This window comes from Streptomonospora litoralis (genome assembly GCF_004323735.1).
Lineage (GTDB): Bacteria > Actinomycetota > Actinomycetes > Streptosporangiales > Streptosporangiaceae > Streptomonospora > Streptomonospora litoralis.
Genome location: NZ_CP036455.1, coordinates 4,617,579 through 4,644,064, shown reverse-complemented (window position 1 = coordinate 4,644,064; position 26,486 = coordinate 4,617,579). Strand labels below are relative to the sequence as shown.

At 73.4% G+C, this 26,486-nt stretch carries 26 protein-coding genes; 16 read left to right on the top strand and 10 right to left on the bottom strand.

Translation table 11 applies throughout. The features are described from left to right. Positions 1-16 precede the first annotated feature (16 nt). Positions 17-208, top strand: a complete 192-nt coding sequence (locus EKD16_RS19505; protein WP_131099965.1) for a ferredoxin — start codon at positions 17-19, stop codon at positions 206-208. On the opposite strand, the gene EKD16_RS19500 is transcribed toward EKD16_RS19505, so the two are convergent. Further along, positions 192-1,451, bottom strand: a complete 1,260-nt coding sequence (locus tag EKD16_RS19500; RefSeq protein WP_242677068.1) for an NAD(P)/FAD-dependent oxidoreductase — start codon at positions 1,449-1,451, stop codon at positions 192-194. The two genes, EKD16_RS19505 and EKD16_RS19500, sit on opposite strands and share 17 nt — an antisense overlap. A gap of 115 nt (positions 1,452-1,566) precedes the next feature. After that, positions 1,567-2,550, bottom strand: coding sequence for an asparaginase (locus EKD16_RS19495; protein WP_131099962.1), 984 nt, complete (start codon positions 2,548-2,550; stop codon positions 1,567-1,569). A gap of 155 nt (positions 2,551-2,705) precedes the next feature. On the opposite strand from EKD16_RS19495, the gene EKD16_RS19490 reads away from it, so the two are divergent. Then, positions 2,706-3,653 (top strand): 3'-5' exonuclease, encoded by a 948-nt coding sequence (locus tag EKD16_RS19490; protein ID WP_131099959.1) that lies wholly within the window; start codon positions 2,706-2,708, stop codon positions 3,651-3,653. Positions 3,654-3,714: 61 nt separating this feature from the next. Here EKD16_RS19490 and EKD16_RS19485 read toward each other — a convergent pair whose 3' ends face one another. From EKD16_RS19485 to EKD16_RS19475, 3 genes are all read right to left on the bottom strand, one after another. Beyond that, positions 3,715-3,909 carry a hypothetical protein gene (locus EKD16_RS19485; RefSeq protein ID WP_131099956.1) on the bottom strand — a complete coding sequence of 65 codons (195 nt, stop codon included), beginning with the start codon at positions 3,907-3,909 and terminating at the stop codon, positions 3,715-3,717. 115 nt (positions 3,910-4,024) lie between these two features. After that, complete coding sequence (locus tag EKD16_RS19480; protein WP_131099953.1) at positions 4,025-4,660, bottom strand: TetR/AcrR family transcriptional regulator; 636 nt, start codon at positions 4,658-4,660, stop codon at positions 4,025-4,027. A gap of 122 nt (positions 4,661-4,782) precedes the next feature. After that, on the bottom strand, positions 4,783-5,517 hold the full coding sequence (locus tag EKD16_RS19475) for a biliverdin-producing heme oxygenase (protein WP_131099950.1): 735 nt from the start codon (positions 5,515-5,517) through the stop codon (positions 4,783-4,785). Between the two features lie 330 nt (positions 5,518-5,847). Between EKD16_RS19475 and EKD16_RS19470 the strand changes: the two genes are divergently transcribed. From EKD16_RS19470 to EKD16_RS19455, 4 genes are all read left to right on the top strand, one after another. Next, positions 5,848-7,080, top strand: coding sequence for a PP2C family protein-serine/threonine phosphatase (locus tag EKD16_RS19470; protein ID WP_207391355.1), 1,233 nt, complete (start codon positions 5,848-5,850; stop codon positions 7,078-7,080). Next, complete coding sequence (locus tag EKD16_RS19465) at positions 7,077-8,924, top strand: sensor histidine kinase (protein ID WP_131099943.1); 1,848 nt, start codon at positions 7,077-7,079, stop codon at positions 8,922-8,924. Before EKD16_RS19470 ends, EKD16_RS19465 begins: the two co-directional genes overlap by 4 nt. Positions 8,925-8,953: 29 nt before the next feature. Next, positions 8,954-9,367: a response regulator gene (locus EKD16_RS19460; protein WP_131102796.1), complete on the top strand. Its 414-nt coding sequence runs from the start codon at positions 8,954-8,956 to the stop codon at positions 9,365-9,367. 76 nt (positions 9,368-9,443) lie between these two features. Next, a complete protein-coding gene (locus EKD16_RS19455; protein ID WP_131099941.1) occupies positions 9,444-9,977 on the top strand; it encodes a low molecular weight protein-tyrosine-phosphatase in 534 nt (177 codons plus the stop codon). 58 nt (positions 9,978-10,035) lie between these two features. On the opposite strand, the gene EKD16_RS19450 is transcribed toward EKD16_RS19455, so the two are convergent. The 3 genes from EKD16_RS19450 to EKD16_RS19440 form a co-directional block, all read right to left on the bottom strand. After that, positions 10,036-10,713, bottom strand: a complete 678-nt coding sequence (locus tag EKD16_RS19450; protein WP_165498615.1) for a methylated-DNA--[protein]-cysteine S-methyltransferase — start codon at positions 10,711-10,713, stop codon at positions 10,036-10,038. Between the two features lie 85 nt (positions 10,714-10,798). Beyond that, entirely contained in the window at positions 10,799-11,362 is a 564-nt protein-coding gene (locus EKD16_RS19445) for a hypothetical protein (RefSeq protein WP_207391354.1), read from the bottom strand. Continuing rightward, complete coding sequence (locus EKD16_RS19440) at positions 11,359-11,700, bottom strand: SHOCT domain-containing protein (protein ID WP_131099931.1); 342 nt, start codon at positions 11,698-11,700, stop codon at positions 11,359-11,361. The genes EKD16_RS19445 and EKD16_RS19440 overlap by 4 nt, the downstream gene beginning before the upstream one ends. Before the next feature lie 572 nt (positions 11,701-12,272). On the opposite strand from EKD16_RS19440, the gene EKD16_RS19435 reads away from it, so the two are divergent. The 6 genes from EKD16_RS19435 to EKD16_RS19410 all read left to right on the top strand — a co-directional run bounded on the left by EKD16_RS19435 (position 12,273) and on the right by EKD16_RS19410 (position 18,134). Then, entirely contained in the window at positions 12,273-13,463 is a 1,191-nt protein-coding gene (locus EKD16_RS19435) for a substrate-binding domain-containing protein (protein ID WP_131099928.1), read from the top strand. 4 nt (positions 13,464-13,467) lie between these two features. Further along, the gene (locus tag EKD16_RS19430; protein ID WP_131099925.1) at positions 13,468-14,259 is read left to right on the top strand and encodes an ABC transporter ATP-binding protein; all 792 of its coding nucleotides are present in this window, start codon (positions 13,468-13,470) and stop codon (positions 14,257-14,259) included. Next, on the top strand, positions 14,256-15,041 hold the full coding sequence (locus tag EKD16_RS19425; protein WP_131099922.1) for an ABC transporter ATP-binding protein: 786 nt from the start codon (positions 14,256-14,258) through the stop codon (positions 15,039-15,041). Before EKD16_RS19430 ends, EKD16_RS19425 begins: the two co-directional genes overlap by 4 nt. Further along, positions 15,038-15,934 carry a branched-chain amino acid ABC transporter permease gene (locus tag EKD16_RS19420; protein ID WP_131099919.1) on the top strand — a complete coding sequence of 299 codons (897 nt, stop codon included), beginning with the start codon at positions 15,038-15,040 and terminating at the stop codon, positions 15,932-15,934. Before EKD16_RS19425 ends, EKD16_RS19420 begins: the two co-directional genes overlap by 4 nt. Positions 15,935-15,936: 2 nt before the next feature. Continuing rightward, positions 15,937-17,133 (top strand): branched-chain amino acid ABC transporter permease, encoded by a 1,197-nt coding sequence (locus EKD16_RS19415; protein ID WP_131099916.1) that lies wholly within the window; start codon positions 15,937-15,939, stop codon positions 17,131-17,133. An 83-nt stretch (positions 17,134-17,216) separates the two neighbouring features. Further along, positions 17,217-18,134, top strand: coding sequence for an alpha/beta fold hydrolase (locus tag EKD16_RS19410; protein ID WP_207391353.1), 918 nt, complete (start codon positions 17,217-17,219; stop codon positions 18,132-18,134). A 326-nt stretch (positions 18,135-18,460) separates the two neighbouring features. On the opposite strand, the gene EKD16_RS19405 is transcribed toward EKD16_RS19410, so the two are convergent. Then, complete coding sequence (locus EKD16_RS19405; protein ID WP_131099913.1) at positions 18,461-20,392, bottom strand: helix-turn-helix domain-containing protein; 1,932 nt, start codon at positions 20,390-20,392, stop codon at positions 18,461-18,463. Then, positions 20,377-21,240 carry a 3-hydroxybutyrate dehydrogenase gene (locus EKD16_RS19400; protein ID WP_131099911.1) on the bottom strand — a complete coding sequence of 288 codons (864 nt, stop codon included), beginning with the start codon at positions 21,238-21,240 and terminating at the stop codon, positions 20,377-20,379. Before EKD16_RS19400 ends, EKD16_RS19405 begins: the two co-directional genes overlap by 16 nt. Positions 21,241-21,453: 213 nt before the next feature. On the opposite strand from EKD16_RS19400, the gene EKD16_RS19395 reads away from it, so the two are divergent. The 4 genes from EKD16_RS19395 to EKD16_RS19380 all read left to right on the top strand — a co-directional run bounded on the left by EKD16_RS19395 (position 21,454) and on the right by EKD16_RS19380 (position 26,448). Continuing rightward, entirely contained in the window at positions 21,454-22,722 is a 1,269-nt protein-coding gene (locus EKD16_RS19395; RefSeq protein WP_341351850.1) for an extracellular catalytic domain type 1 short-chain-length polyhydroxyalkanoate depolymerase, read from the top strand. Between the two features lie 230 nt (positions 22,723-22,952). Beyond that, the gene (locus tag EKD16_RS19390) at positions 22,953-24,335 is read left to right on the top strand and encodes an MFS transporter (RefSeq protein WP_131099904.1); all 1,383 of its coding nucleotides are present in this window, start codon (positions 22,953-22,955) and stop codon (positions 24,333-24,335) included. Between the two features lie 209 nt (positions 24,336-24,544). After that, positions 24,545-25,795: a sensor histidine kinase gene (locus EKD16_RS19385; RefSeq protein WP_242677067.1), complete on the top strand. Its 1,251-nt coding sequence runs from the start codon at positions 24,545-24,547 to the stop codon at positions 25,793-25,795. Beyond that, positions 25,792-26,448 carry a response regulator gene (locus EKD16_RS19380; protein ID WP_131099901.1) on the top strand — a complete coding sequence of 219 codons (657 nt, stop codon included), beginning with the start codon at positions 25,792-25,794 and terminating at the stop codon, positions 26,446-26,448. The genes EKD16_RS19385 and EKD16_RS19380 overlap by 4 nt, the downstream gene beginning before the upstream one ends. Positions 26,449-26,486: the final 38 nt, after the last annotated feature.

The window sequence follows — 26,486 nt, the reverse complement described above, 5'->3', positions numbered from 1 at the left end:
GCGAGCGAGGAGAGCCATGCGGGTCAACGTCGACTTCGACCTGTGCGAGAGCAACGCGATTTGCATGGGCGTGGTGCCGGAGGTCTTCGAGGTGCGCGAGGACGACTTCCTCTACGTCCTGCAGGAGGAGCCTCCCGAAGACCTGCGCGCCGAGGTCGAGGAGGCCGCGCGCATGTGCCCCAAACAGGCCATCACGATCGAGGGTTGACCTCGGCGAGTGCGCCTTCCCAGGTGGTGCGTTCGCTGAGGAGCCGGCGGTAGCGCATCACCTTCGGCGTCGAGCGCAGCCCCAGGACGCCCACCAGCATCCCGTCCCGGCCGAGGAACGCGACGAACTTGCGGTCCTCGGCCGAGCCGTGCACGATCTCGGCGGTGTCGGCGGGAGCCGCCTGCCCCAGCAGTTGGATCTTCATCCCGTACTGATCGGACCAGAAGTAGGGGACCGGCGTGTAGGGGGTGCCGGCGCCGTCGCCTGCCAGCAGGTTGCGCACCGCCGTGTCGGCCTGTTCGCCGGCGTTGGTCCAGTGCTCCAGGCGCATCAGGCCGCCGTAGCGCGGATGCGGCCAGGCGGCGATGTCGCCGGCCGCGTAGACGCCGGGAACCGCGGTGCGGCAGTACTCGTCGCACAGCACCCCGCCGGTGCCTTCGGCCAGGCCGACGCCGGAGCCCTCCAGCCACTCGGTGTTGGGCAGCGCGCCGAGCCCCGCCACGACCAGCGACGCATCCAGCGTGTCGCCGTCGCTGAGCCGGACCCGCTCGACACGGCCGCGGCCCTCGAACCCCGTGACACCCACGCCCAGCCGCAGGTCGACGCCGTTGTCGCGATGCAGCTCGGTGAACACGCCGCCCACGCGGGGGTCGATCACGCGCGTCAGCGGGGTGGGAGCGGCTTCGAGCAGCGTGACCTCCAGCCCGGCCGAGCGGGCGCTGGAGGCGACCTCGGCGCCGATGAACCCGGCGCCCACCACGACCACGCGCTCCTCGGTCTTGAACGCTTCGTGCACCGCCTCGGCGTCCTCGACGCTGCGCAGCACGTGCACCCCGTCCAGCGCGGTGTCGGGGCGCCGGGCGCGGGCGCCGGTGGCGACGACGACGCCGTCGGCGGCCACCGCGGAGCCGTCGTCCAACTCGATCGCGCGCTCGGCGGGCCGCAACCGCTGCGCACGCCGCCCTAGGCGCAGGTCCAGATCCAGCGCCTCGAACGCGGCGTCGTCGCGCAGCTCGACGCTCGCCGGGGCGCCCTTGCCGGTAAGGAACTCCTTGGACAGCGGCGGACGGGAGTAGGGGCGGTGCCCTTCGTCGCCGATCATCGTCACGCGGCCCTCGAACCCGGCCTCGCGCAGGGACTCGGCCGCATGCAGCCCGGCCATCCCCGCCCCGGCGATCGCGATCTCGCGGATGCCGCCCATCTGCCGCCCTTCCGTGGTTCCTGTACGCACCGCGGCGCGCATTCCCGGTCTTCCTCCGCCCGCAACATAGCCCAGGACGCGCTGATTCCGCCGGGGCCGTCCACAGGCCCGGCAGTGGGATGCGGACGAAGATGCGGACCCGAGCCGCACCGCCGGATCAGTCGGCCGTGTCCTCCTCCGCGATCGGCCGCAGCTCGCCGACCGGGACGCCGCCGCCGCGGAGTTCGGCGGCGGCGAGGTCGCGGGCCGGCTCCACGTCGACGCCCAGGGCCTCCAGGGCGGCCAGCGCGGCCATGGTGCGCGCGCGGAACAGCGGGTCGCCGTCGCTGAGTTTGACGGCCACGACCTCGCCGCTCGGCGCCGCCACCGCGAACACCCCCTCGGCGCCCATCTTGGCCACCGAACCGGGCAGCCGCCGCATCAGCAGCGTGTCGGTGCGGCCCTCGCCCGCGACGTAGTCGGGGAAGTCCCGCATGGCCTCCAGCACCGCCGACTCCGGCGAGGACTCCGGAGCGAGCGCCATCGCCCGCAACCCGCGCGCCAGACCCGCCAGGGAGACCGCGAGCTGGGGCGCACCGCACCCGTCGACGGTGGTGTGGGCGGACTCCTCACCGCACAGCTCCTCCAGTTCGCTGCGGACGAGCGCCTGCACCGGGTGGGCGGGGTCGAGGTAGTCGTCGGTGGTCCAGCCTTGCGCGACGCAGGCGGCGAGCATGGCGGCGTGCTTGCCCGAGCAGTTCATCAGCAGCCGGGTGGGCGAACCGTCCGCCTTGAGCAGCCGGTCGCGTTCGCGGCGGTCCAGCGGCCAGTCGGCCGGGCAGCGCAGCGCGCCGGTGTCCAGTCCCGCCCGCTCCAGCATCTCCACCACCGCTTCGGCGTGGCGCGGCTCGCCGCTGTGGCTGCCCGCGGCGAGCGCGATCTGGTCGGGCTTGAGGTCGGCGCCGCCGTGCAGGGCGGAGGCCGCCTGGAACGGCTTGGCGGCCGAGCGGGGGAGCATCGGTGCTTCGGGGCGGCCGCGCCGGTAGCCGATCCCGCCGTCCGCCGTGAGCCCCACGACGGTGCCGAAGTGCACGCTTTCGCGAAATCCCGACCGGATCGCCTCGACCAGCGGGACGTACTGCGACTGCGGGCTTGCGGGCATCGGTTCTCCTCGTTGTCGGTGTCTGCGGCCGCCGGGCGCCGACCGGTCGGCGCGGCCCGGTGCCGATGCGTCAACGCCGGTCGCGGCGCCGGTCTTCCCCCGCGTGTCGTAGGGTCGGCCCCGCGGGAGTTCCGCTATGACGATCGGACAGAGGTATGGACGACGTGCTGGACGCCGAACCGGACGCCGGGCGGGTGGTCCGAATGGGGACCCTGACCCGCCGCCGCGGGTCGGCCCGCAGCGCGCGCGACCTCGAATACGCCGTGGTGGACGTGGAGACCACCGGCCTCTACCCCGGTGAGGGGGCGCGGATCTGCGAGATCGCCGTGGTGCGGATGCGCGGCGACGGCACGCTCCTCCGGGAGTTCAGCACCCTCGTCGACCCGGGCGTCCCGATCACGGGGCAGGAGTTCCACGGTATCGGCGCCAGCGACGTCGTCGGGGCGCCCAAGGCGTCCGAGCTGGTCGGGGTGCTCCGCGGGCTGTTCTCCGGCGCGGTGCTGGCCGGGCACAAGCTCGACTTCGAAGGCCGGTTCCTGGCCTCGGAGCTGCTGCCCGCCGGACTGCCCGGCGAGCTTCCCGGCCTGTGCACCCTGCTCGCGCTGCGCGCCCAGGTGGATCTGCCCCGCTATTCGCTGCCGCGCGCCTGCCACACCCTCAGCGGCCACTGGCCCACCGGCCAGCACACGGCGCTGGGCGACGCCCGCGCGTGTGCGCAGCTGCTCGCCGAGCTGCTGACCAACGCGCCGGGAACGCTGCGCTATACCGGGCCCGATCCCATGCGGCTGAAATCCGCCGAACCGGATTTCGCCGGACTGAAACCCCGTACCGCGCACGCCTCCGCAGCGTCTTCAGTCGCGCTGCGCCGCCACCCCGAGCGCCCGCCCGTGTCCTGGCCCTCCCGCTGGCGCCGACTGGAGCTGGACCCGCGCGACTGCGTGGGCCGCTTCACCACCGAGCAGCGCGCGGCCGCTCAGCGCCAAGCGGAGTGCCGCAGCGCCTACCGCGACGCCGCGGCCGCCTCGGCGGCGCTGACCAGCGCGCTGGCCGCCACGAGTGCTGCGCGGCTGCTGGCGCGTCGGCTGCGCTCGGCACTGGCCTGACGCTCGTGCACCGGCAGCCGCGCCCGGCGGCCTGAACTCCGGCGTGACCGCGGTCGGCGGCCTACACTCCGGACAGCGCCAGAAAGAACGCGATGATCAGCGCGCTGCCGCCCACCGCGGTGAGGGTGGCCCGGCCCGCTTCCGTCAGCCGCGCCCGGACCAGCTGCGGAGCGGCACTCGCCGTCAACCGCGGGACGCGGTTGGACATTGCGACGGCTACCAGGGCGGCACCGGCCAGGATCAGCAGCAGGGACACCGGGGGCTCCTCCAGGGGCGCGGGGGCTGGTGGTGCTGCGATTCTGCCGCACAGCGGGCGCTACAGCGGAGTCGCTTACCTGGTCGCGGCCGGTTCCGGTCGCGCCGGTATCACCTCATGTGAACGGGTGTGACGCAGCGTCGCCGATTCCGTTGCTCCCGGCCTCCAGAGCGCGCAGGATGAACCCAGCGACGAGCCGGCCGGCGTCGGCGGGGGTGGTCTCGCCGCGCAGCAGCGGCACCCGCTGCGCGCCGAGCATCGCCAGTACCAGGCGTGCCACCGCGTCCACCGGCACGGCGGAGAACTCGCCGTCGGCGACGCCCTGGCGCAGGATGCCGGCGAGGAGCCCGTGCATGGGGGCGACGTGGTCGGCGAGAGCCTGGTAGGCGTCGGGCCCGAGGCTGGCGCCCAGTTCGGCGGCCGCGGGGTGGGGGTGCTCGGCCAGCGCCTCGACCTGGAGTCGGACGAAGGTCTCCAGCCGCTCGGCGGCCGCGGCGCCTGCGGGCAGTTCGCGGTGGTAGCGGTCGACGAAGTCGGAGGTGGCCTGCTCGGTGAACGCGAGCAGGAGCGCGGGCTTGTCGGGGAAGTAGTTGTACAGCGCGGTGCGCGTGATGCCCGCCTCGGCGGCGACCTCGGTCATGGAGATCTCGTCGATGCCCTGGACGCGGGTCAGCGCGGCGACCGCCTCCAGGATGCGCTCGCGGGTCTGCGCGCGGTGCGCCGCGATGGTGGGCGCCGAGATCTTGGGCATGGCTCCTATGGTGGCACGCTGTGTGGCCGCCCGACTAAAGGAGTGAAGCGCCCGCCCGGACGGCGCAGCGGGCGCTGTGCGGTGCTCCGGCCGGTGGGCGGCGGCCCGCTCGGGCCGCCGCTTCAAGCCGCGGTGCCGCGGGCGTAGGTGTGGCCGAGATCGGCCAGCACCTCCACGTTGAGCTGATAGGCGAGCCGGGTCTCGCGGACGACGCGCTCGCGCTCGGCCGCGTCCAGTTCCAGCGCGTCGAGGCGCGCGCGGTAGCCGGCCTTGAACCGCGGCAGGCTGCCCAGGTGGGCGAAGTCGTAGAAGGCGGTTCCGCCTTGTTCGTCCAGCCCGTAGGCGCGGCCCGCCGCGGTGCGGATGAACTGTCCGCCGGAGAGGTCGCCGAGGTAGCGGGTGTAGTGGTGGGCGACGTAGCCGGCCGGGTCGCCCGCCATCTGCTCGATGCGGGCGGCGTAGGTGCGCGTGGGCGGGCTGGGCGCGATGCGTCCGCGCCAGTCGGCGCCGTAGAGCACGGCCAGATCGCGCTCCAGGGCGGGCACGCGGAACAGGCCGGGCAGGACCACACGGCCCGCGACGGGGTCGTCGGCCAGCGCGCGACCGACCTCCTCCAAGGCCGCGTAGGCGAAGTAGTGCTGGGCCACCATCGCGGCGTAGCCCTCGCGCGGGAGGCTGCCGTCGAGCAGGGCGCGGGTGAAACCGTGCCCTTCGGCGTCCTCGTGCGCACTCCAGGTGGCCTGTTTCAGCTGCTCGGAGAAGGGCGTGTGCTGCGGTGCGCCGCTTGGGGCGGCGCGTCCTCCGCTGGGGTAGAGGCTCTCGGCGGGGTGGCGGTCGGCTGCCGGACCAGGGGACACACGCCCTCCTTTGTCGCCTTTTATCCCGATCGGGATACTGACATGATGTCAGTACGCTGTGGGCGCTTCAAGTGTTAAACGACGCAGCGTCAAGAAAACGTGGGCCGTGAGGGCGGGTAATCTGGGAGGGCACGCCGGTGCGATCGTGCGCACCGAAAGCGCGGGACTCCCCAGTCACCGTCCGAATGTCTCCCGTGCAATCCCGCTAGCGACAAGCCGTGCCGGGCGATTATCGTTTGACTGCCACAACGGCTGACGACGCGCACCGCGCACCGGTCGACGTAGAGGCGATGTGTGGATATCAGGAAACCAGGGCAAGAGCCCGTGACCATGACCGATACCGAACCAACGCGGTCGGCCGGCGCCGGCCGCGCCGCTGAGGCTGTCATGGAACGGCGCACCCCCGCGACCGCCGAAGCGGTCGACGTCCTCCTCATCGAAGACGACACCCAGGACGCGTTCCTGGTCGAGGAACTGCTCGCAGACACGGCGCTGGACACCCGTATCACCTGGGTGCCCACCCTCGGCGAGGCCCGCGAGCACTTCGCCGGCTTCCGCGGCTGCGTGCTCCTCGACCTCAACCTCCCCGACGCCGAAGGCATGGGGCTGCTCCGCGAAGTGCTCACCACGGCCCCATCGGCCGCCGTCGTGGTGCTGACCGGCTACGACGACGAGCACGAGGGCGTGGCCGCCGTCGCGGCGGGCGCCCAGGACTACCTCGTCAAGGGCCAGGTCGACGGCTCCCTGCTGGCCCGCAGCCTGCGCTACTCGGTCGAGCGCCAGCGCGCCGACGAGAACGCCCGCCAACTGCGCGAGGCCGAGCTGTACGCGCGCGAGAACATGCGCCTGGAGCGCGGCCTGCTCCCCCAGGTGCTGCTCGACAGCTCCCCCCTGAGCCACCGCTCGTTCTACCGGCCCGGCCGCAAGCGCGCCCTGGTCGGCGGCGACTTCTACGACGCCGTGCAGAAGGACGGCACCACCCACGTGATCGTCGGCGACGTCAGCGGCCACGGGCCCGACGAGGCCGCGCTCGGGGTGAGCCTGCGCATCGCCTGGCGCGCGCTGGTCATGGGCGGCGTGGCCGAGGCCGACGTGCTGCCCGCGCTGGAGGAGATCCTCATCAGCGAGCGCGCCCAGGAGGAGATGTACGCCACGCTGTGCCAGACGAGTCTCGACTCCGGCAGCGAGGACGCCCGGATCCGGCTGTTCGGCCACCCGCCGCCGCTCGTGCTGCACGACGGCAAGGTCGAGGAGGTCTCCGTCGGCCCGCGGCCGCCGCTGGGCGTCTTCCCCGAGGGCGAGACCGAGGTCGAGGGCTTCCGGCTGCCGCGCGGTGCCACCCTGATGCTCTACACCGACGGCCTGGTCGACGCCTACGACGGCGAGCCTCCGGCACGGCTGGAGGTCGGCGGGCTGCGCCGGATGGTGGGCGACGTGCTGGGCCGCGGCACCTCCATCGTCGACCTGCCCGAGCACCTGGTCGACGAGGCCGAGCACTACAACGGCGGTCCGCTGCAGGACGACGTCGCGATGCTGCTGATCACCCACGAGGACCGCTCTTGAGGAAGTGGCCGCTGCGCCGCCGGGTGACCGTCCTGCTCTCGGCCGTCGCGGTCGTCCTGGTCGCGTGCGTCTCGACGATCACGCTGGCCGCCTTCGACGCCCGCGAGGCCCTGGACCGCCAGGTCGACGAGCTGACCCCGGCCCAGAGCGCCGTCCGCCAGACCATGTCTGCCTACCTCAACATGGACAACGGCATCCGCGGCTACGCGCTGACCAACGACATCGACTTCCTCGCGCCCTACCAGCAGGGCAAGCAGGACCTCGCCGAGAGCCTGCCGCAGCTGCGGTCCATCGCCGACCAGAACAGCGACGTCGACGGCTACATCAACCGGCTGATCGAGGCGGGCCGCGACTGGCAGGAGGACTTCGCCGAACCCACCCTGGAGAAGGTGCACGCCGGCCAGGAGATCACCTCGGAGGACTACCGGCTCGGCCGCTCCCGCTTCGACGACCTGCGCGCCGCAGGCGCCCGCGCCGAGCAGCGCATCGACGAGGAGCTGAGCCAGGCGCGCGAGGGCCTGACGCTGGCCACCCAGCAGGTCGTCGCGCTGCTGGTGCTGGTCGGCATGGTCGTGGTGATCCTGTGCGCGTTCCTGTGGGTCATGCTGCAGAACTGGGTGCTGCGGCCGCTGGACGAGCTGGGCAGCCACCTGATGCAGGTGTCGGAGGGCTACTACGCCCACCGCATCGAGCTGCACGGGCCGCCCGAGATCGAACGGGTGGGCCGCGACGTCGACGCTATGCGCGAGCGCATCGTCAAGGACCTGGACGAGGTCGGCACCGCCCGCCGGACGCTGCAGGAGCAGTCGGAGCTGCTGGAGCGCCAGCGGGACGAGTTGCGCCGCTCCAACCTGGAGCTGGAGCAGTTCGCCTACGTCGCCTCGCACGACCTCCAGGAGCCGCTGCGCAAGGTCGCGAGCTTCTGCCAGCTTCTGCAGCGGCGCTACCGCGGGCAGCTCGACGAGCGCGCCGACTCCTACATCGACTACGCGGTCGAGGGCGCCAAGCGGATGCAGACGCTCATCAACGATCTGCTGGCGTTCTCGCGCGTGGGCCGCACCAAGGACGACGCGCCGGTCGAGCTGGACGAGGCGCTCGCCGACGCCCTCAGCAGTCTGGAGACCCGCCTGGAGGAGGCCGACGCGGTCGTCACCGCCGACGACCTGCCCACCGTCCTGGGCGACCGCACGCTGCTCACCCAGGTGTTCTTCAACCTCATCGGCAACGCCGTCAAGTTCCGCGGCGAGGAGCCGCCCCGGGTGCACATCGGCGTCGAGCGCAGCGGCGACGAGTGGGTGTTCTGCTGCTCCGACAACGGGATCGGCATCGAGCCGCAGTACGCCGAGCGCGTGTTCGTCATCTTCCAGCGGCTGCACACCCGCGACAAGTACAGCGGGACGGGCATCGGCCTGGCCATGTGCAAGAAGATCGTGGACTTCCACGGCGGCCGGATCTGGCTGGACACCTCGTCGATCGCCGAGACGCGCGAGGAGGCGACGGGCACCCGCATATGCTGGAGCCTGCCGGTCGGCGACGGCGACGGCGAGGAGGCCGCCGCGGCGCAGGCCGAGGAGGCCGCGGACTCCGGTCCTGCCGAGCAAGGCGGCCGCGACCGGGAAGCATCCGCCGAGGACCGCTCGGCCGAGCACGGGCCCGGCGCGGCGCACGCTGTGGCGGCGTCGGCGTCGCCGTCGGCGCACCCGCCGGACGACGCTGTCCCGACGGGCGCCGAGCCCGGCGCAGCGGACGCGTCGCGAACCGGCGGTCCGCATCCGCGATCCGATGGAGACGAGGAGCCTCCCGCCGCGCGCGGGGCCGATTCGGAACAGGTCGGACGACATTGAGCGAGGTCAACTTGGTGCAAGCCATAGAGGTGCTGCTGGTCGAGGACGACCCCGGCGATGTCCTGATGACCAAGGAGGCGTTCCAGGAGCACAAGGTGGGCAACCGCCTGCATGTGGTCTCCGACGGCGTGGAGGCCCTGCGCTTCCTGCGCCGCGAGGACGAGTACGCCGACGCACCCGTGCCGCACCTGATCCTGCTCGACCTCAACCTGCCCCGCAAGGACGGCCGCGAGGTGCTGGAGGAGGTCAAGCGGGACGACACGCTCTCCCACATCCCCATCGTGGTGCTGACCACCTCCGAGGCGGAGGAGGACATACTGCGCAGCTACCGGCTGCACGCCAACGCCTACGTCGCCAAGCCCGTCGATTTCGAGCAGTTCATCCAGGTCGTCCGGCAGATCGACGACTTCTTCGTCACCGTGGTGCGCCTGCCCAAGGGCTGAGCCGCGCCGCCCGCCGCCGCACCCGCCCGGTCCGCGGCCCCGCGAATCGCCCGCTGTCTCGGCTACCGTGGTGGTCATGAGCCTGCCTGAACCCCTCGACCCCGCGGGGCCCTACCGCGTCTCACTGGTGTGCCTGGGCAACATCTGCCGCTCGCCGATGGCCGAGAAAGTGCTCACGGCCGAGCTCGGGCGCGCCGGGCTGACCGGTGCCGTGGCCGTGGACAGCTCCGGAACGGGGGGCTGGCACGTCGGATCGGGCATGGATTCCCGCGCGGCGGCCGCGCTGCGGGTGCACGGTTACCCCACCGACCACACCGCCCGCCGGTTCGACCCGGCCCGGTTCGCCGACCGCGACCTGATCCTGGCGATGGACCTGGACAATCTGGACGAGTTGGTGCAGCTCGCGCCCGACCCGCAGGCGGTGGACGAGCGCCTGCGGCTCTTCCGCACGTTCGCGCCCGGAGGCGGCGGAAGCGCCAACCCCGAGGTCCCCGACCCCTACTACGGCGGCGACGACGGCTTCAGCACGGTGCTGAGCATGGTCGAATCGGCGGCGAAGGGGCTGACCGCCGAACTCTCCGCGCGCTTCGGTGCCCAGACACGCCGGTGAACCACCGTGAGCGGGTCCGCGGCACGGCCGGCGCCGTCCGGCTCACCGGCCCACCGCCTCACTCGGCCGCGTGCGCGGCCTCCAGATCGAGCAGTCCGCGCTTGGCGCGGGCGCCGCCCGAATAGGGGCCCAGCTCCGCCGGGTAGTCGTCGGCGACCACCCGGTGGCAGGGCAGGAACAGGCACAGCGGGTTCTCCGCCAGGGTGCTGGCGATGGCGCGGCGCGCGTTGGGCCGGCCGATCCGTGCGCCCAAGCCGCCCAGCGTGATCGTGGCTCCGTAGGGCACGTCTAGCAGCGAACGCAGCACCACGCGGGCGAAGTCGCCCGTCAACCGCAGGTCCAACGGGACGGTGAAGGAGCTCAGCCGCCCCGCGAAGTAGGCGTCGATCTCGCGCCGCACCGCCTCCAGGTGGGCGTCGTGCGGACCGATGTTGGGCGAGACCGCGCGTTCGAGCCGCTCGACGAGGTCCTCCTCGGGGGCGAACGAGCACGCCGCCAGCCCGGACTCGGTCATCGCGCAGAACAGGAAGCCGACGGGGGTCTCGGCCACGCCGGTGACGACGTCGAAGGGGACGGTGCGCGCGGCGGGAGCGGGCCGGGTGCCGGAGTGGGGGCCGGCGCGGCCGCCGCCCGTCCCGGGTGAGGTGGCGCGGACGAGGGCGTCGATGTCGTCCGCGCCCGTCTGGTCGGTCTCGCCGAAATCGGAGTAGGGGTCGCCGTGCCGCATGCCGACCATGATCCTCCCGCTTCTCGCTTGCCCGGACCGAGGATGCCACGGCGGCGCGCGGCTGTCGCTGCGGCGGGCGGGCGAGCCCCGCGATTCAGGGGGAAGCGGCGCCGGCCCGGGTGCGCGCCCCGGCGCGTTCGGCGGTGCTGTCGGCCGGGGAGTCCGCGGGCCCTCGCCGGCGGCGGATCCGGCCGAACGGTTTGGCCGAGGACAGCACGCTGGCCGCGCACAGCACCGCCAGCGCCACCGACAGCGCGACGACGAGGCTGAGCCGGTCGGCATAGGCGGGCAGCACCGTCCCGCCCTCGGTGTCGGCCGCCAGCGCTACGACCCCGGGGACGAGCCGGATGTTGCTGCCCACCACCAGTACCAGCGTCAGCGCGAGCTTGGCGGCCACCCAGTAGTGGCGGAACAGACCCCAGGGCGTTCCCAGCGCGCAGAGCAGGCCCGATGCCGGCGCGAGCAGGCTCAGCGGAAGCACCAGCGTGCCCGCCAGCGTCGCCGCGGCACCGTACAGCTCGCCCGCTCGCGCCGCGCCCTCGGCCGCCAGGCCCGCGGCCAGCAGTGTCAGCACGCCCGCGTGCACGCCCAGCCAGCCGGCGGAGGCGATGACGTGCACGCTCAGCACGGCCTTGCGCGGGCCCGGCGGCAGCTTCACTTGCGGCCGCCTTCGGGCGTCCCCGGCGTCCAGTTCAGCACGCTGGCGCGCTCCAGGAACTCGTCGACGGTGATGTCGCCGCGGGCGAAGCGCTCGGCGAGCACCTTGCGGGCGGCGTACTCGGGTGGTTCGTGGGGCGCGGCCGCCCACGGAGGCCGCCGGCCCTTGAAGCGGGAGAGCAGCAGGAAGGCGATCACGCCCAGCAGCAGGAAGAGCAGCATGGCGGCTCCGATCATCGATGGGAACGGTGGGTGCGGGTGGTGGAAGCGGGCGGCGGGCTCGGCGAGGAGTACCAGTTCGGCGCCCCGCCCGGCCGCCGCTGCCAGTGCGGTGTCCATGCACCCAAGACTGCGCGCCGTGCCCCCCGCGGCGCGTCGCCCGAGTGGCGGCGATCGCGCTACGCGCGCGGCACGACGCCGCGTACGCGTTCGGCACTACGGCGCGGCGTACCCGCGCCGCCCGCGGGCGCCCGGCGGCGCCTCCGTCGGCGGGTGTCGCCCCGCCACGCCGGGACGCGCCCGGGTGTGGGCGAGCCGCCCATGTCCCGCCTCGGTGCGCCTGCCGTATCGTCGCGCTGGCGTTTCGGGGCGCCGATCCGGTTCGCCGCCCGCTCTTCGGGGCGGCGGCTGCGGCCGTCCAACGCGCGAAGATCACCGGATGCGGGCCGTTCTCCGACGAAAACCACGCGCTCGGCGAGGGTCCGGGCGGATTCGGCGCGGCTCTGCCGATGAACTTGTACTTCCCGTCGGCGCGGCGCAGGGATGGCGCGCACATGAACCCGGTGGTAGATGTGTGCGCTACCTACATGTGAAACGAGTCACTGCGGTTCTAAGTTCGTGACATCCACCCCCACGGCCCGGGCGGAGCGCCACGCGGCCCCGCCCGGCCCGAACATCCCCTTGGAGAGCCCATGCGACGATTCCCCCGAGGGGGCCTTGCCGCCGCCGCGCTGTGCACCGGCGCCCTGCTGCTGAGCTCCTGCGGCTCGCCCGCCTCCACCGCCGCGGGCGGCCCAGAGGACGGCCCGATCAAGGTCGGCGTCGTCTACTCCGCGTCGGGACCGCTGGCCACCTACGGCAAGCAGTACTACGAAGGCTTCGAGGCCGGCCTGGACTACGCCACCGACGGCACCATGGAGATCGACGGCCGCCCCGTCGAGGTGACCGAGATGGACGACGCCGGCGACCCCGCGACGGCGGTCTCCGCCGCCCGCGAGCTGATCGGCGACGGCCACACCATCCTGGCCGGGTCCACCTCCTCGGGGGTCGCCGTACAGGTGGCCCCGGTCGCCAAGCAGAACGAGGTGCTGTTCGTCTCCGGCGCCGCCGCCACCGACGCCATCACCGGCATGAACGACTACACGTTCCGCTCGGGCCGGCAGACCCACCAGGACATCCGCACGGCCGCGACGTTCATGGAGGACCCCCGGGGCGCCGACGTCACCGTTTTCGCCCAGCAGAACGCCTTCGGCCAGGACAACGTCGACGCCGTGACCGCGGTGCTGGAGGAGCAGGGCGCGAAGGTCGACTCCATCCTCGCGCCGCCGGACTCCACCGACCTGACCCCGTTCGCCCAGCAGGCCAAACAGGCCGAACCCGACCTGCTGTTCGTGGCCTGGGCGGGCGAGACCGCCTCGGCGATGTGGAAGGCGCTGGACCAGCAGGGTGTGCTCGACTCCACCGACGTGGTCACCGGCCTCGACATCAAGGCGTCCTACCCGGTGTTCGGCAAGAGCACGGGCAAGATCGACTTCCTGTCGCACTATTTCGAGGGCGCGGCCGACACCGAGGTCTCCGAGGCGATGCGCACCCGCGTCGAGGAGGCCGGCGGAACCGTCGACCTCTTCACCCCCGACGGGTTCACCGCGGCCCAGATGGTGGTCCGCGCCGCAGCCGCCGGCGACGACGTGCAGAAGCACATCTCCGCGCTGGAGGGCTGGACCTTCGACGGCGTCAAGGGCGAGCTGACCGTGCGCGCCGAGGACCACGCCCTGCTGCAGCCGATGTACCAGGCGCGGCTCACCGGTTCCGGCGACACTGCCGAGCCCGAACTGGTCGCCACCGTTCCGGCCGAGGACGTCGCACCCCCGGTGGGCGGGTAGCCGGATGCCCACCGCACCCACACCGGCGGGCGCCGCACCCGAGGCGGCGCCCGCTCCCGCACTGGCGCTGGAGGACCTGTCCTGGTCCGTCGGCGGCGCCGTCATCGTCGACGGCGTCACCCTGGCCGCGCGCGACGGCGAGTTCGTCGCGGTCATCGGCCCCAACGGCGCGGGCAAGACCTCGCTGTTCAACCTGGTCTCCGGGCTGACCCGGCCCACCCGCGGACGCGTGCTGCTGGGCGGCGCCGACGTCACCCGGGAGCGGCCCCACCGGCGCACCCGACGCGGTCTGGGCCGCACCTTCCAGACCTCCAGCGTCTTCGGCGACCTCACCGCGGAGGAGAACGTGGGCCTGGCCGCGCAGGCGCGCAGCGGCGAGTCCCACCGCTTCTGGCGCCGCGCCTCGTCGGCCGCGGGCCCGCAGACCGCCGAGGTATTGGAGCTCGTGCGGCTGTCCCACCGGCGCGGCGCCGAGGCGACCGGGCTCTCCCACGGTGACAAGCGCAAGCTGGAGTTGGCGCTGCTGCTGGCGCGCGACCCGGAGCTGATTCTGCTGGACGAGCCCATGGCCGGCGTCAGCGCGGGCGAGGTCGGCGAGCTGACCGACGTCATCCGCGCCGTGCAGCGCGAGCGCGAGTGCACCGTGCTGATGGTCGAGCACCACATGGAGGTGCTGCTGGAGCTGGCCGACCGGCTGGCCGTCATGCACCACGGCGCGCTGCTGGCCTTCGCCGACCCCGAGACCGCTATGGCCGACCCGCAGGTCCAGGCCGCCTACCTGGGGGAGTCGCTGTGACCCCGAAACCCGGAACCGCCCCGGCCGCGCCCGGGGCCCGCGGTGCCGCGGGCCCGCTGCTGCGCGTGCGCGGGCTGCACGTGTGGATCGAGGGCTCCCACATCCTGCAGGGCGTGGACCTGTCCGTGCCCGCCAGCGGAGTCACCGCGGTGCTGGGCCGCAACGGCGTCGGTAAGACGACCGCGGTCAAGGCGGTGCTCGGCCTGGTGCCTCGCACCGGCGAGGTCGTGCTGGAGGGGCGCGACATCACCGACCGCCCCACCTACGAGATCACCCGCTCAGTGGGCTACGTGCCCGAGGACCGCGGCGTATTCAACGGCCTCACCGTCGCCGAGAACCTGCGGCTGGCGCAGCGGGCCGGCAGCCCCTCGCGCTACGAGCTGGTCCACGAACTCTTCCCCGAGCTGCGCGAGCGCGCCTCCCAACCCGCCGGCACCCTCTCCGGCGGCCAGCAGCAGATGCTGGCCATCGGTCGGGCCCTGCTGAACGAGAACCGGCTGCTGGTCGTCGACGAGCCCACCAAGGGGCTCGCGCCGCGGGTGGTGGCCGAGGTCGCCGACGCCGTGGTCCGCGCCGCCGCCGACGTACCCGTGCTGCTGGTCGAGCAGAACCTCGCCCTGGTGCGGCGCGTCGCCGACGAGGCGGTCGTGCTGGACGCCGGCCGGGTCGTGCACACCGGCGCCGCGGCCGAGCTGCTGGAGGACGCCGAGCGCACCAGGGAGTTGCTCGGCGTCTCCCGCGCCCCGGCGGGTGCGGAGTCCGCGCAAGGGGAGGACCGATGAGTACCGTCGTGCTGCTGCTCGCCACCGGCCTGGGGCTGGGGGCGCTCTACTTCCTCATCGCCTCCGGGCTTTCGCTCATCTTCGGCCTGATGGACGTGCTGAACTTCGCCCACGGCGCGTTCTTGACCATCGGCGGCTACGCGACCTGGTGGGCCTCGGCGCACCTGCCCTGGGCCGCGGGCGGCGGCTGGGGGTTCCTGGCCGCGATCGCTTTCGGCACCGCGGTCGGCACCGCGGCCGCGCTGGTCGTGGAGCTGCTGGTGATCCGCCCGCTCTACGGCCGCCACCGGGAGCAGATCCTCGTCACCGTCGGGCTCAGTTTGGCCGTACCGGCCCTCGTCCAGGGCATCTGGGGCGCCGACCCGCTGACGTTCCCGCGCCCGGAGATCGCGCGGGGCACGGTGTCGGTACTGGGCGCCGCGGTGCCCCGCGACCGGCTGCTGCTGATCGCGGTGGCCGCGGCGGTGCTGGTCGGGCTGCTGCTGTTCGTCCGCCGCACCCGCTACGGCCTGATCGTGCGGGCCGGGGTGGAGGACCGCGCCATGGTCACCGCCCTGGGCATCGACGTGCGCAAGGCGTTCACGCTGGTCTTCGCGATCGGCGGAGCCGCGGCCTCGCTGGCCGGTGCGCTGGGCGGGCTGTACTTCGGCGTGGTGACCCCCACACAGGGCGTGTCCCTGCTGATCTTCGCCTTCATCGTGGTCGTGATCGGCGGAACCGCCTCCATCACCGGCTGCGCCGTGGCTTCGGTCGCGGTCGCGATGATCCAGCAGTTCGCCAACTACTACACCGTCGCCGGGCTCGGCGACATCGCGGTCGTCGCCGTACTGGCCGCGGTGCTGCTGACCCGCCAGGGCGGACTGAGCGCGAAGACCGCGGAAAGGGTGGCGTGAGCATGGACACCCGGCAGAGCACCACTGAAGCTGCCTCGGGCGCGGAGGCCGCGCAGGCGGCCGAGACGGCGCCCGCTCCGGAGCGCGCCGGCGGCGGGGGTGGCGCTGATACCGGCGACCCCGCAGCGGCGGGCGCGGGACGGCGCCGCCTGCCCGGCTGGGCGGTGCCCGCGGCGGTCGTCGCGGTGCTCGCGCTGCTGCCCTTCTCCACCCTGCCGCTGCCCGGCGTCTTCGAGGGCCCGCTGAACAGCCCGGCCACCCTGCAACTGCTGGCGACCTGCCTGGTCTTCGCCGGGCTGGCCACCAGCTACGACCTGCTCTACGGGCGCCTCGGGCTGCTGTCCTTCGGCCACGCGCTGTACTTCGCCTCCGGCGCCTACTTCGCCGCGCTGCTGATGGAGCTGCTGCGGCTGCCGCTGGTGGCCGCCGCGCCCCTCGCCGTCGCCGGCGGGACGCTGCTCGCGCTGGTGCTGGGCGCGGTCTCGTTGCGGGTCTCCGGGATCGCGCTGGCCATGGTCACCCTCGCGTTCGCCCAGGCCGGCTCCATCCTGGTCACCCGCGACCCGGGCCGGGCCACCGGCGGCGAGGAGGGGATGCCGCTGGAGATGGGGCTGGTGCCCGACGCGTTCGTGGGCGTGTTCAACACCGCCAACCTGTACTGGCTCGCCGTCGCCTACGCGGTGGTGGCCGCGGGCGTCGTGTGGTGGCTGGACGCCACACCCACCGGGCGCGTTTGGCGCGGCATCCGCGCCAACGAGCAGCGCGTCGAGGTGCTGGGCGTCAACCCCTACCCGTACAAGCTGGCCGCGTTCACCGTCGCGGGCGGGCTCGCCTCGCTCGGCGGAGTGGCCTACGTGGTCGTCTCCGGCGGCGTGACCCCGGTGGTGACCACCGCCGAGTTCACCCTCACCCTGCTGGTGATGGTGGCCTTGGGCGGCGCAGGAACCCGCTGGGGGCCGATGCTGGGTGCGGTGCTCTACACCTACCTCGACCACCGGCTGCTCGACGTGGCCGCCTCCGAGGGGTTCGCGTCCCTCCCGGCGGTGCTGCGGGCGCCGCTGTCGCAACCGCTGTTCATCCTGGGGATGCTGTTCGTGGTGATGGTGTACTTCTTCCCCGGCGGCCTGGCTGCCCTGCCCGCCCGTGTCAGCGCGGCCCTGGCCCGGCGCCGCCGCGGTAGGCACCCGCAGCGGCGTTGACCCGGTACCTGTAGTCACCGTCGTCCCCGAACCCGGCCACCTACGAGACCGGCGGGATTCGGCGACCGGAAGGAGCTGTCGCAGTGCAGAGCCCCACCCCCGAGGAACTGCGCATCCCCGTGTCCGGGGGAGACCTGGCCGCCCTGCGCTGGCCCGCTGCAGGCGGCGACGGCGCGGGCGCCGCAACGGGCGCCTCCGGCACGCCGCCGGTGCTGGCAGTGCACGGCATCACCGCCAACGGCCTGTCCTTCGGCGCCGTGGCCGCCCACCTGGCGCCGCACACCGCCGTCGTCGCGCCCGACCTGCGCGGGCGCGGCGCCAGCGGGCACCTGCCCGGCCCCTACGGTCTCGGCGCGCACGTCGACGACCTGGTGGCCGTGCTCGACCACCTGGGCGTCGAGCGCGCCGTGCTCGCCGGGCATTCCATGGGCGCGTTCGTCTCGTGCCTGGCCGCGGTACGCCGCCCCGACCGGTTCGCCGCCGCCCTGCTCGTCGACGGCGGCTACGGACTGGCCGCACCTCCGGGAACCGACATCGAGGCGGTCATCGGCCCGGCCATGGCGCGGCTGCGCATGGAGTTCGCCGACCGCGACGCCTACCGCGGCTTCTGGCGGCGGCACCCGGCCTTCGGCGGCGAGCTGCCGGAGGTGGTGGACGCCTACATCCAGCGCGACCTCGTCGGCGCCGAGCCCCACATGCACTCGCCGTGTGTGGAGGAGGCCGTGCGCACCGACGGCGCGCAGGTGCTGGCGGATGCGGAGGTGCTGGGCGCGGTGCACCGGCTGCCCTGCCCGACGCGCCTGCTGTGGGCGCGGCGCGGCCTACTCGACGAGGAGCCCGGCCTCTACACCCCCGAGACGCTGACGTCGCTCGCCGAGGCGGGCGTACCCACCGAGGAGGTGCCGGGCACCAACCACTACAGCCTGCTGTTCGACCCGGAGTCGGCCCGGCTGGTGGCCGAGCGCGTCCGAGACCTCCAGCGGCAGTCGGCCGGGGCCTGAACCGCCCGGCACATTCGACGGGCGGAAGGGGCGGGAGGGGCGGAAGGGCCGGCGACGGAGGCGGATGGCCGGGACCTGCGCCGGTATGTCCGGTATGCCCGTTCATTCGGCCTCTATCGTGAACTTATGGTCACGGAATGCGCTTTCCGGCGACCATGAGTTCACGATAGACGGGAGAAGCCGCGCCCGTCGACCGCGGCCCGGACCCGGCGCTGTCCTCGGTGCCCGCCTTTCCAGCAGGCCACCCGCCGCCCGGCAGGCCGGCAAGGCCGCCCAGCAGACCCGAGCCGCCGTCGCGCGCGCCACCGCGCTAGCGGGACCGCTCTTCACCCGCCCGGCTGTCCGGGATCCGACAGGCCGCCTTCCAGCAGGTTGTGCAGGCGCAGCGCGAGCTGGATCTCCAAGGCGCGGGCGGGCTCCTGCCAGTCGGCGCCGATCAGCCGGCCGACGCGCTCCAGCCGCTGGGCGACGGTGTTCACGTGCACGTGCAGGTCGTCCTTGGCTTTGGACATGCTGCCGCCGCTGGCGAAGTAGGCGCGCAGGGTATCCACCAGCGCGGTTTCGCGGCGGCGGTCGTAGTCGATCAGCGGTCCCAGTACCGAGTCCACGAAACCGGCCACGTCGCGGTCGCCGCCCAGCAGCAGGCCCAAAAAGCCCAGGTCTTGGGGCGCGGCAACCTCGCCCGAGCGGCCGAGCGCCACGAGTGTGCGCAGGCAGCGCCGCGCCTCGGTGAAGCGGGCGGAGTAGCCGGCCAGGCCGGCGGTCGGGCCGGAGGCGCCGCCGGTGACCTCGGTGTTGACCGCCGCGGCCAGCGTGTCCACGGCCTTGCGGCCGACTTCCGCGGGGCGCGGGCCGGGCAGCACCAGCACCGTGGTGCCCGCGCGGGAGCCGGCCAGCCCGCCGGAGGTCTCGGCCAGGTGCATCGCCGCCGAGCGCAGTCGGCCCGGGTGCGCACCGGGCGCCTCGGCCACCACGACGACGTGCTCGGCGTCCAGGTCGGCGCCCAGCCGCTCGGCGCGGCGGCGCAGCGTGTCGGGGTCGCGCTCGGGGGCGTCCAGCACCGCGTCCAGCAGGTCGCCGCGCACCCGGTTCTCGGCCTCGCTGGCCGAGCGGCGCATCACCAGCAGCAGCGCGATCACCATGGCCGCGCGCTCCAGAATCCGCTGGTCGGCGGCGTCCAGATCGACACCCTCCAACACCACGGCGCCCAGCGGCTCGCCGCCGGCCATCGCCGCCGCGGCCCAGCCGTTGCCGGTGGGTACCGCGCGCCCGTTGGACTGCGACGAGCCCACCGCCTCGGCCAGCTCGGGTGCGGCCAGCCGGTCGGCGTGCACCGAGGAGTCGTAGACGGTGACCGCGCCGCCCAGCACCGCGCTGACGGCGGCCTCGACCTCCTCCACCCCGCCGCCGCGCAGGACCAGGTCGGTGAGCCGGTCGTGCGCCTCGGCGGCCCGCTCGACGGCCCCGCTGTGGCTGGTCAGCCGCTGGTTGACCTCGTTCAGCTCCTCCAGCGCCGCGCGCGTGCCGTCCAGCAGGTTGGCGCTGTCGATGGCGATGGAGGCGTGGGTGGCCAGCGACCCCAGTAGCGCGACCTCGGCGTGGGAGAAGGGGCGCTCGCGGCGGTTGGCCGCGAACAGCACCCCGATCACCCGGCCGTTGAGCTGCAGCGGTACGCCCAGAATCGCAACCAGGCCCTCGTCGAGCACCCCGGCGTCGATGCTGTCGGTGTGCTGGAAACGGGTATCGGTGAAGTAGTTGGCGGTGACGTAGGGCAGCGCGGTTTCGGCGACCAGCCCGCCCAGGCCCTCGCCCGGCCCCAGCCGCAACTGCTGGAACTCCGCCGACACCGAGCCGGCGGTGACCCGCATGACCGTGTCGCCCTCCTCCACCGCCGTATCGCGCAGCGTGAGGTAGGCGGTGTCGGTGCCCAGCAGGTTTCGGGCGCGGTCGACGATCGCGCGCAGCACCTGGTCGAGGTCGCGCATGCCCGCGAGGTCGTTGGCGGTCTCGAACAGGGCGCTCAGCTCCGACTCGCGCCGCCGCCGGTCGGAGAGGACGGTGCGCACCCGCAGCGCGAGCACCTTGGCCTCCTCCAGATCGGCCAGCTCCTGGGCGCCGGCGCCTTCGGCCCGCGCCTGCACCAGCGGCCGCTCGTACTCCACGGCCGGGGCGTCGCGCAGCAGCAGCCGCAGGAACTGCACCTGTGCGCCGCTCCCGCCGCCGTTCGCCTGGGTGTCCTCGCTCAGCTCGCGCTCCATGCTCCGTCGATCACCAGAGACGCCCCGTTGACGAAGGCGGACTCGGGGCCGCACAGGAAGACCGCCATGGCCGCCACCTCGCTCGGCTCGATCAGCCGCTTGAGCGGGGTGCGGGCCAGCAGCACCGACTCGACCACCTCTTCTTCGGGAATGCCGTGCGCACGAGCCTGCTCGGCGATCTGCCGCTCGACCAGGGGAGTGCGCACGTAGCCGGGATTGATGCAGTTGGACGTCACCCCGTGGGGGGCGCCCTCGACCGCGGCGACCTTGGAGAAGCCCTCCAGGCCGTGCTTGGCCGAGACGTAGGCCGCCTTGTAGGCGGAGGCACGCAGCCCGTGCACCGAGGAGATGTTGACGATCCGCCCCCAGCCGTGGGCGTACATGTGCGGCAGCGCCGCCTGCACCAGGCGGAACGGCGCCTCCAGCATCAATCGCAGGATGAGGGAGAAGCGCTCCGGCGGGAACTCCTCTATCGGCGCGACGGTCTGCACGCCGGCGTTGTTCACGAGGATGTCTGCGCCGCGCGCGATCTCGGCCGCCGCATCCAGGTCGGTGAGGTCGACCGGGGCGGCGGTGCCGGCGCCGGCGTCCTCCAGCGCCTTGACGGCGTCGGCGTCGCGGTCGACCAGCAGGACCTCCGCTCCCGCGGTGCGCAGCCGCTGGGCGCACGCCCGGCCGATCCCCCCGGCCGCGCCGGTGACGACGGCGGTGCGGCCGCGCAGGTCGGGTGCTGCTGCCGCGGCCGCGGCAGCAGCGGCGTCCGGCGGCACCGGCGCGGTGCCGGTGCCGGAGGTACTGGTGGTCGCGGGCGCGGGGGGTGCCGGCCGGGGGGATTCGCGGGTCGTCATGGGCACAATCTAGGATTCCCCTCCCCGTCAGCGGATAGCCGCGGAACCCACACGGACAGCCGTGGATATGTAGGAGGAAACCATAACCCGGTGACCGCTGTGCGCGCCCCCCACACAGCGAGGCGGGGAACGGGTGGTCGAGCACATGTAAGCGGCGTCACAGCGCTTCTAGCATTCGTGATGCTCATCACAAACCGGAAAAGGAGGCACGCCGTGCCCCGCCCGCTCTCCTACCGCATCCCCTTCGCATCCCCACTCCGCTCCTCTCCACTGCCCGCCCTCGCCGCGCTGCTCGCCGTACTGGCCGCGGCGGTCGGCCTGGTCACGCTGGACACCGCGCGCGCCGAGGCCGCGACGCTGCAGCGGGTCTCCTCATTCGGCGCCAATCCCGGTGCCCTGGACATGTACGCCTACGTCCCCGACAGTGCCGGCTCGGGCGCGCCGCTGGTCGTGCTGCTGCACGGCTGCACGCAGAACGCCACCGGCTACCACGGCAACTCCGGCTGGGACGGGGTCGCCGACGAGCGCGGGGCCGTACTCGTCTACGCCCAGCAGCGCAGCGGCAACAACATGAACTCCTGCTTCAACTGGTTCCAGCCCGGCGACACCGCCCGCGGATCCGGAGAGGCCGCCTCGATCCGGCAGATGATCGACTACGCGGCCGCACAGTACGGCGCCACCGGCGGCGTCTACGTCTCAGGGCTCTCCGCGGGCGGCGCGATGGCCTCGGAGATGCTCTCGGCCTACCCGGAGGTCTTCGCCGGCGGCAGCATCGTCGGCGGCCTGCCCACCGGCTGCGCCGGCAGCCTGCTGGAGGCCACCACCTGCATGAACTCCGGCAAGCAGCAGAGCGCCGAACAGTGGGGTGACGAGGTCCGCGCGAAGAACCCCGGCTACAGCGGGCCGTGGCCGCGCGTGGAGATCTGGCACGGTTCGGCCGACTACACGGTGCGGCCCGTCAACGCCGAGGCCTCCCGCGACCAGTGGGTGAACGTGCACGGCGCCTCCACCGGTCCCAACCGCACCGAGCAGCGGCCCTCGGGCACGACCACGGAGTTCCACGACGCCGGCGGGGAGCCGGTGGTGGCGCTGAACACCGTCTCGGGCATGGGCCACGGAACACCCGTCGACCCCTCGGCCGGGTGCGGCAGCGCGGGAGCCTACTTCCTGGACACTCTCTGCTCGGCGCAGTACACGGCCGACTTCCTGGGCGTCGGATCGGACACCGGCCCCGATCCCGACCCGACACCCGATCCCACCCCCACGCCCGAGCCGACACCCAGTCCCGACCCCACGCCGGAGCCGGGCGAGTGCGTGACCGCGAGCAACTACGCCCATGTCGCCGCCGGACGGGCGGAGCACCGCATGGGCCGCGCCTACACGGTCGGCGGCGGAGACGACCTCGGCCTGTGGAGCCTGGGCGTGACCAGCTCCGTGCGTGAGACCGAGCCCGGCCACTGGGAGGAGGTCTCCGGCTGCTGACCTGACCCGGCACCGCCCATCCCCGCCCTGCTGCGGGGGCGCGCCACCGGCGTGCCCCCACAGCCGTGTTCCGCGGCCCCGCCGCAGCGGTCCGCACACGCCCGCGGCGCATGTGTGCCCCCGCCACACACCACGGCACCGGCGTCGGTGCCCGCCGTATATGGTTCAGCTCACAAGCCCGCTCCTACGCTGCGAAAGCGCAATCTCCCTTTCGAGCGGAAGACGATCTCATGTCTCTGTCGAAGTCTCCCTCGGGCGCCCCGGACGAGGCGTCCCGCGGGTCGTTCGCAAAGGTCGTGACCTCCAGCCTCATCGGCACCACGGTGGAGTGGTACGACTTCTTCCTCTACGGCTCCGCGGCGGCCCTGGTGTTCGGGGTCGTCTTCTTCCCCGAGTCCGACCCCCTGACCGGCATCCTCCTCGCCTTCGCCACCTACGCCATCGGGTTCGTCGCCCGACCGCTCGGCGGCCTGGTCTTCGGCCACTTCGGCGACCGCGTCGGCCGCAAGAAACTGCTGGTGATCAGCCTGCTGATGATGGGCGGCGCGACCTTCGCGATCGGGCTGCTCCCCAGCTACGCCACGGTCGGCGCGGCCGCGCCCCTGATGCTGATCGCGCTGCGGCTGGTCCAGGGCTTCGCGCTCGGCGGCGAGTGGGGCGGCGCCGTGCTGCTGGTCTCCGAGCACGGCAGCCCCAAGCACCGCGGCTTCTGGGCGTCCTGGCCGCAGGCCGGCGTGCCCTGCGGCAACCTGCTGGCCACCGCGGTCCTCGCGGTGCTGGCCGCGACCATGGCCGACTCCGCCTTCGAGTCATGGGGCTGGCGCATCCCGTTCCTGCTGTCGGGAATCCTGGTGCTGGTGGGCCTCTACGTCCGGCTCGCCGTCGAGGAGTCGCCGGTCTTCCAGGCCGCGGCCGCCCGCGCCGCGCAGAACCGCGCCGAACACGAGGTCGCCGAGCGCGCCCCCATCATCGACGTGGTCCGCCACCACTGGCGGGAGATCCTGGTCGCGATGGGCGTGCGGCTGGCCGAGAACATCTCTTACTACGTGATCACCGCATTCATCCTCGTCTACGCCGTCCAGGAGTCCGGGTTCGATCGCGGCACCGTGCTCAACGCCCTGCTCGTGGCCGCGGCCGTGCAGCTGGTCGTCATTCCGATCTGGGGCGCCCTCTCCGACCGCTTCGGCCGCCGGCCGATCATCGCCGTCGGCGCCATCGGCACCGGCCTGTGGGCGTTCGCCTTCTTCCCGATCATCGACGCCGGCGGGTTCGGCATGGTGCTGGTCGCCGCCGCGGTCGGCCTTGTACTGCACGCGGCCATGTACGGCCCGCAGGCTGCCTTCTTCTCCGAGCTGTTCGGCACGCGGACGCGCTACTCCGGCGCCTCCATCGGCTACCAGCTGGCCTCGATCGTCGCCGGCGGCCTGGCGCCGCTCATCGCGACCTGGCTGCTGGCGCAGTTCGGCAGCGCCGTCCCCGTTTCCGCCTATGTCGCCGCGGCCTGTGTGGTGACGGTGGTGGCCGTGGCACTCGCCCGCGAGACCCGCGGCCGCGACCTGGACGACCCGGTCTTCGCCAAGGGCAAGGTCGCGAGCAAGGCCGCCCAGGACTGAACGAGACGTGCCGGGGATCCGCCGGGGCGCGCACCGGCCCCGGTACCCGCGGCGGCGGGCGGTCCCGGCGCCCGCCGCCGCGGCATGTGCGCGACGGCCGCACCGCCTGCGGACGCGCCGGGCGGATTCGCTCTGCGTCCGCGACCGCAGTGCGGAATACGCACCGGCGATGACGCCGCCGGCCGCCGCCGCGGACTAGTGTCGAACGCGTGAGCCGGCAGCAACGCACAGCGCGAGTCCTCGCCCTGGACATCCCCGTCGCGCTCGTCGTCGGCGTACTGACGCTGGGCGCGGCGCACACCCGCGGCGGTTGGTCGGCGGGGCAGCCCGGCGGCCCCGGACCAGGGGAGCCGCCGTGGGCGGCCGGCGGACCCGAGATCACGCTCCTGTCGCCGCTGGGCTATGCGTGCATCGCCGTGATCGCCGCGGCGGTCGCCCTGCGGCGCTTCTACCCTCGCGCGGCGTTCGCGAGCGCGCTGGGGGCGGTCGCCGTCTTCCTGCTCACGGTTCCGCAGAGCGGCATGATCGGGCTCGGCCCCATGGTGCTCACCTACACGCTGGCATCGGCCCTGCCCCTGCGGAAGTGGCTGGGCTGGACGGCGCTCGCGGTTCCGGTTTTCCTGGCCGCCAACGCCGACCGCCCCTACTTCGGGCTGGGGGATCCCGAGACCGCCGCAGGGTACGTCGCGACCCTGTCGGTGCTGATCACCCCTGCGGCGGTGGGCGTCATCGTGCGTTCCCGGCGGGAGAACGCGCGCCGCGAACGCGAGCAGGAGCTGCGCCGTTCGGCCTACGAGGAGCGGCTGCGCATCGCCCGCGAGGTGCACGACGTCGTCGGCCACAGCCTCTCGGTGATCAACATGCAGGCCGGGGTCGCCCTGCACGTGCTCGGCAAGCGGCCGGAACAGGCCGAGCCGGCGCTGCAGGCCATCCGCCAGACCAGCAAGGACGCGCTGGAGGAGCTGCGCGGCACCCTGGCCGTCTTCCGCAGTCCCGACGGCGGCGGCGACCCCGCTCCGGCCGGGACGCACGCGGCCGACGGCGCCCAGGCGGACGCATCTTCGCGGGAGCCCGCGCCCGGCCTCGACCGTCTCGACGAGCTCACAGCGGGTATCGACTCCTCGGACCGCAAGGTCGCCGTGCGCATCGAGGGGGAGCCGGCCGCGCTGCCGGCGGCGGTCGACCACGCCGCCTACCGGATCGTCCAGGAGGCGCTGACCAACGCGGTCCGGCACGGCGGCGGCGCGGGTGCCACCGTCGTCATCGCCTACCAGCCCGAGGAGCTCATCGTGGAAGTGACCGACGACGGCCCGGCCCGCCCCGGCGCGGACCACCGGGAGGGCAGCGGGATCGCAGGTATGCGCGAACGTGCCCGCGCCGTGGGCGGGCGGCTCGCGGCGGGCTCGCGCGCCGAGGGCGGATTCCGGGTGCGCGCCGAGCTGCCGGTGGGGGAGCGGTGAGCACGATCCGGGTGGCGCTGGCCGACGACCAGGCGCTGGTGCGCATGGGCCTGCGCGTGCTGATCGACGCCGAGGACGACATGGAGCCGGCGGGCGAGGCCGCCGACGGGCGCGAGGCCGTCCATACGGTGCGCCGCGAGCGCCCCGACGTCATCCTGATGGACGTGCGCATGCCCGGCATGGACGGCATCGCCGCGCTGCGCGAGATCGCCGCCGACGACCGGCTGGCGGGCACCCGCGTCGTGGTGCTGACCACCTTCGAGCTGGACGAGTACGTCTTCGATGCGCTGCGCGCCGGCGCCGCCGGGTTTCTCATCAAGGACAGCGACCCCGGCGAGCTGCTGCGCGCGATCCGGCTCGCCGCGGCGGGGGAGTCGCTGCTGTCGCCCTCGGTCACCCGCAGCGTCATCGCCTCGTTCGCCTCCCGCGCGCCGTCCGGCTCGCCGCGTCCGGACCTGGGCGAGTTGACCGAACGCGAGCGCGAGGTCCTGGCCCTGGTCGGCGAGGGCCTGTCCAACGCCGAGATCGCCGAACGCCTCGTCGTCTCCCCGGCCACGGCCCGCACCCACGTCAGCCGTTCGATGGTCAAACTCCACGCCCGCGACCGCGCCCAACTGGTGGTGATCGCCTACCGGGCGGGGTTGGTGAGGTGAAGGGCGAGGGTTGGGGCGCGGGACGAGGTTCAAGCGCT

Coding starts and splice junctions, on each gene's coding strand:
- EKD16_RS19400 (WP_131099911.1), bottom strand. CDS start 21,240: ATGACGACCCGCGAATCCCCCCGGCCGGCACCCCCCGCGCCCGCGACC.
- EKD16_RS19435 (WP_131099928.1), top strand. CDS start 12,273: ATGCGACGATTCCCCCGAGGGGGCCTTGCCGCCGCCGCGCTGTGCACC.
- EKD16_RS19455 (WP_131099941.1), top strand. CDS start 9,444: ATGAGCCTGCCTGAACCCCTCGACCCCGCGGGGCCCTACCGCGTCTCA.
- EKD16_RS19405 (WP_131099913.1), bottom strand. CDS start 20,392: ATGGAGCGCGAGCTGAGCGAGGACACCCAGGCGAACGGCGGCGGGAGC.
- EKD16_RS19505 (WP_131099965.1), top strand. CDS start 17: ATGCGGGTCAACGTCGACTTCGACCTGTGCGAGAGCAACGCGATTTGC.
- EKD16_RS19430 (WP_131099925.1), top strand. CDS start 13,468: ATGCCCACCGCACCCACACCGGCGGGCGCCGCACCCGAGGCGGCGCCC.
- EKD16_RS19415 (WP_131099916.1), top strand. CDS start 15,937: ATGGACACCCGGCAGAGCACCACTGAAGCTGCCTCGGGCGCGGAGGCC.
- EKD16_RS19490 (WP_131099959.1), top strand. CDS start 2,706: ATGGACGACGTGCTGGACGCCGAACCGGACGCCGGGCGGGTGGTCCGA.
- EKD16_RS19390 (WP_131099904.1), top strand. CDS start 22,953: ATGTCTCTGTCGAAGTCTCCCTCGGGCGCCCCGGACGAGGCGTCCCGC.
- EKD16_RS19440 (WP_131099931.1), bottom strand. CDS start 11,700: ATGGACACCGCACTGGCAGCGGCGGCCGGGCGGGGCGCCGAACTGGTA.
- EKD16_RS19500 (WP_242677068.1), bottom strand. CDS start 1,451: ATGCGCGCCGCGGTGCGTACAGGAACCACGGAAGGGCGGCAGATGGGC.
- EKD16_RS19470 (WP_207391355.1), top strand. CDS start 5,848: ATGACCGATACCGAACCAACGCGGTCGGCCGGCGCCGGCCGCGCCGCT.
- EKD16_RS19480 (WP_131099953.1), bottom strand. CDS start 4,660: ATGCCCAAGATCTCGGCGCCCACCATCGCGGCGCACCGCGCGCAGACC.
- EKD16_RS19420 (WP_131099919.1), top strand. CDS start 15,038: ATGAGTACCGTCGTGCTGCTGCTCGCCACCGGCCTGGGGCTGGGGGCG.
- EKD16_RS19450 (WP_165498615.1), bottom strand. CDS start 10,713: ATGGTCGGCATGCGGCACGGCGACCCCTACTCCGATTTCGGCGAGACC.
- EKD16_RS19495 (WP_131099962.1), bottom strand. CDS start 2,550: ATGCCCGCAAGCCCGCAGTCGCAGTACGTCCCGCTGGTCGAGGCGATC.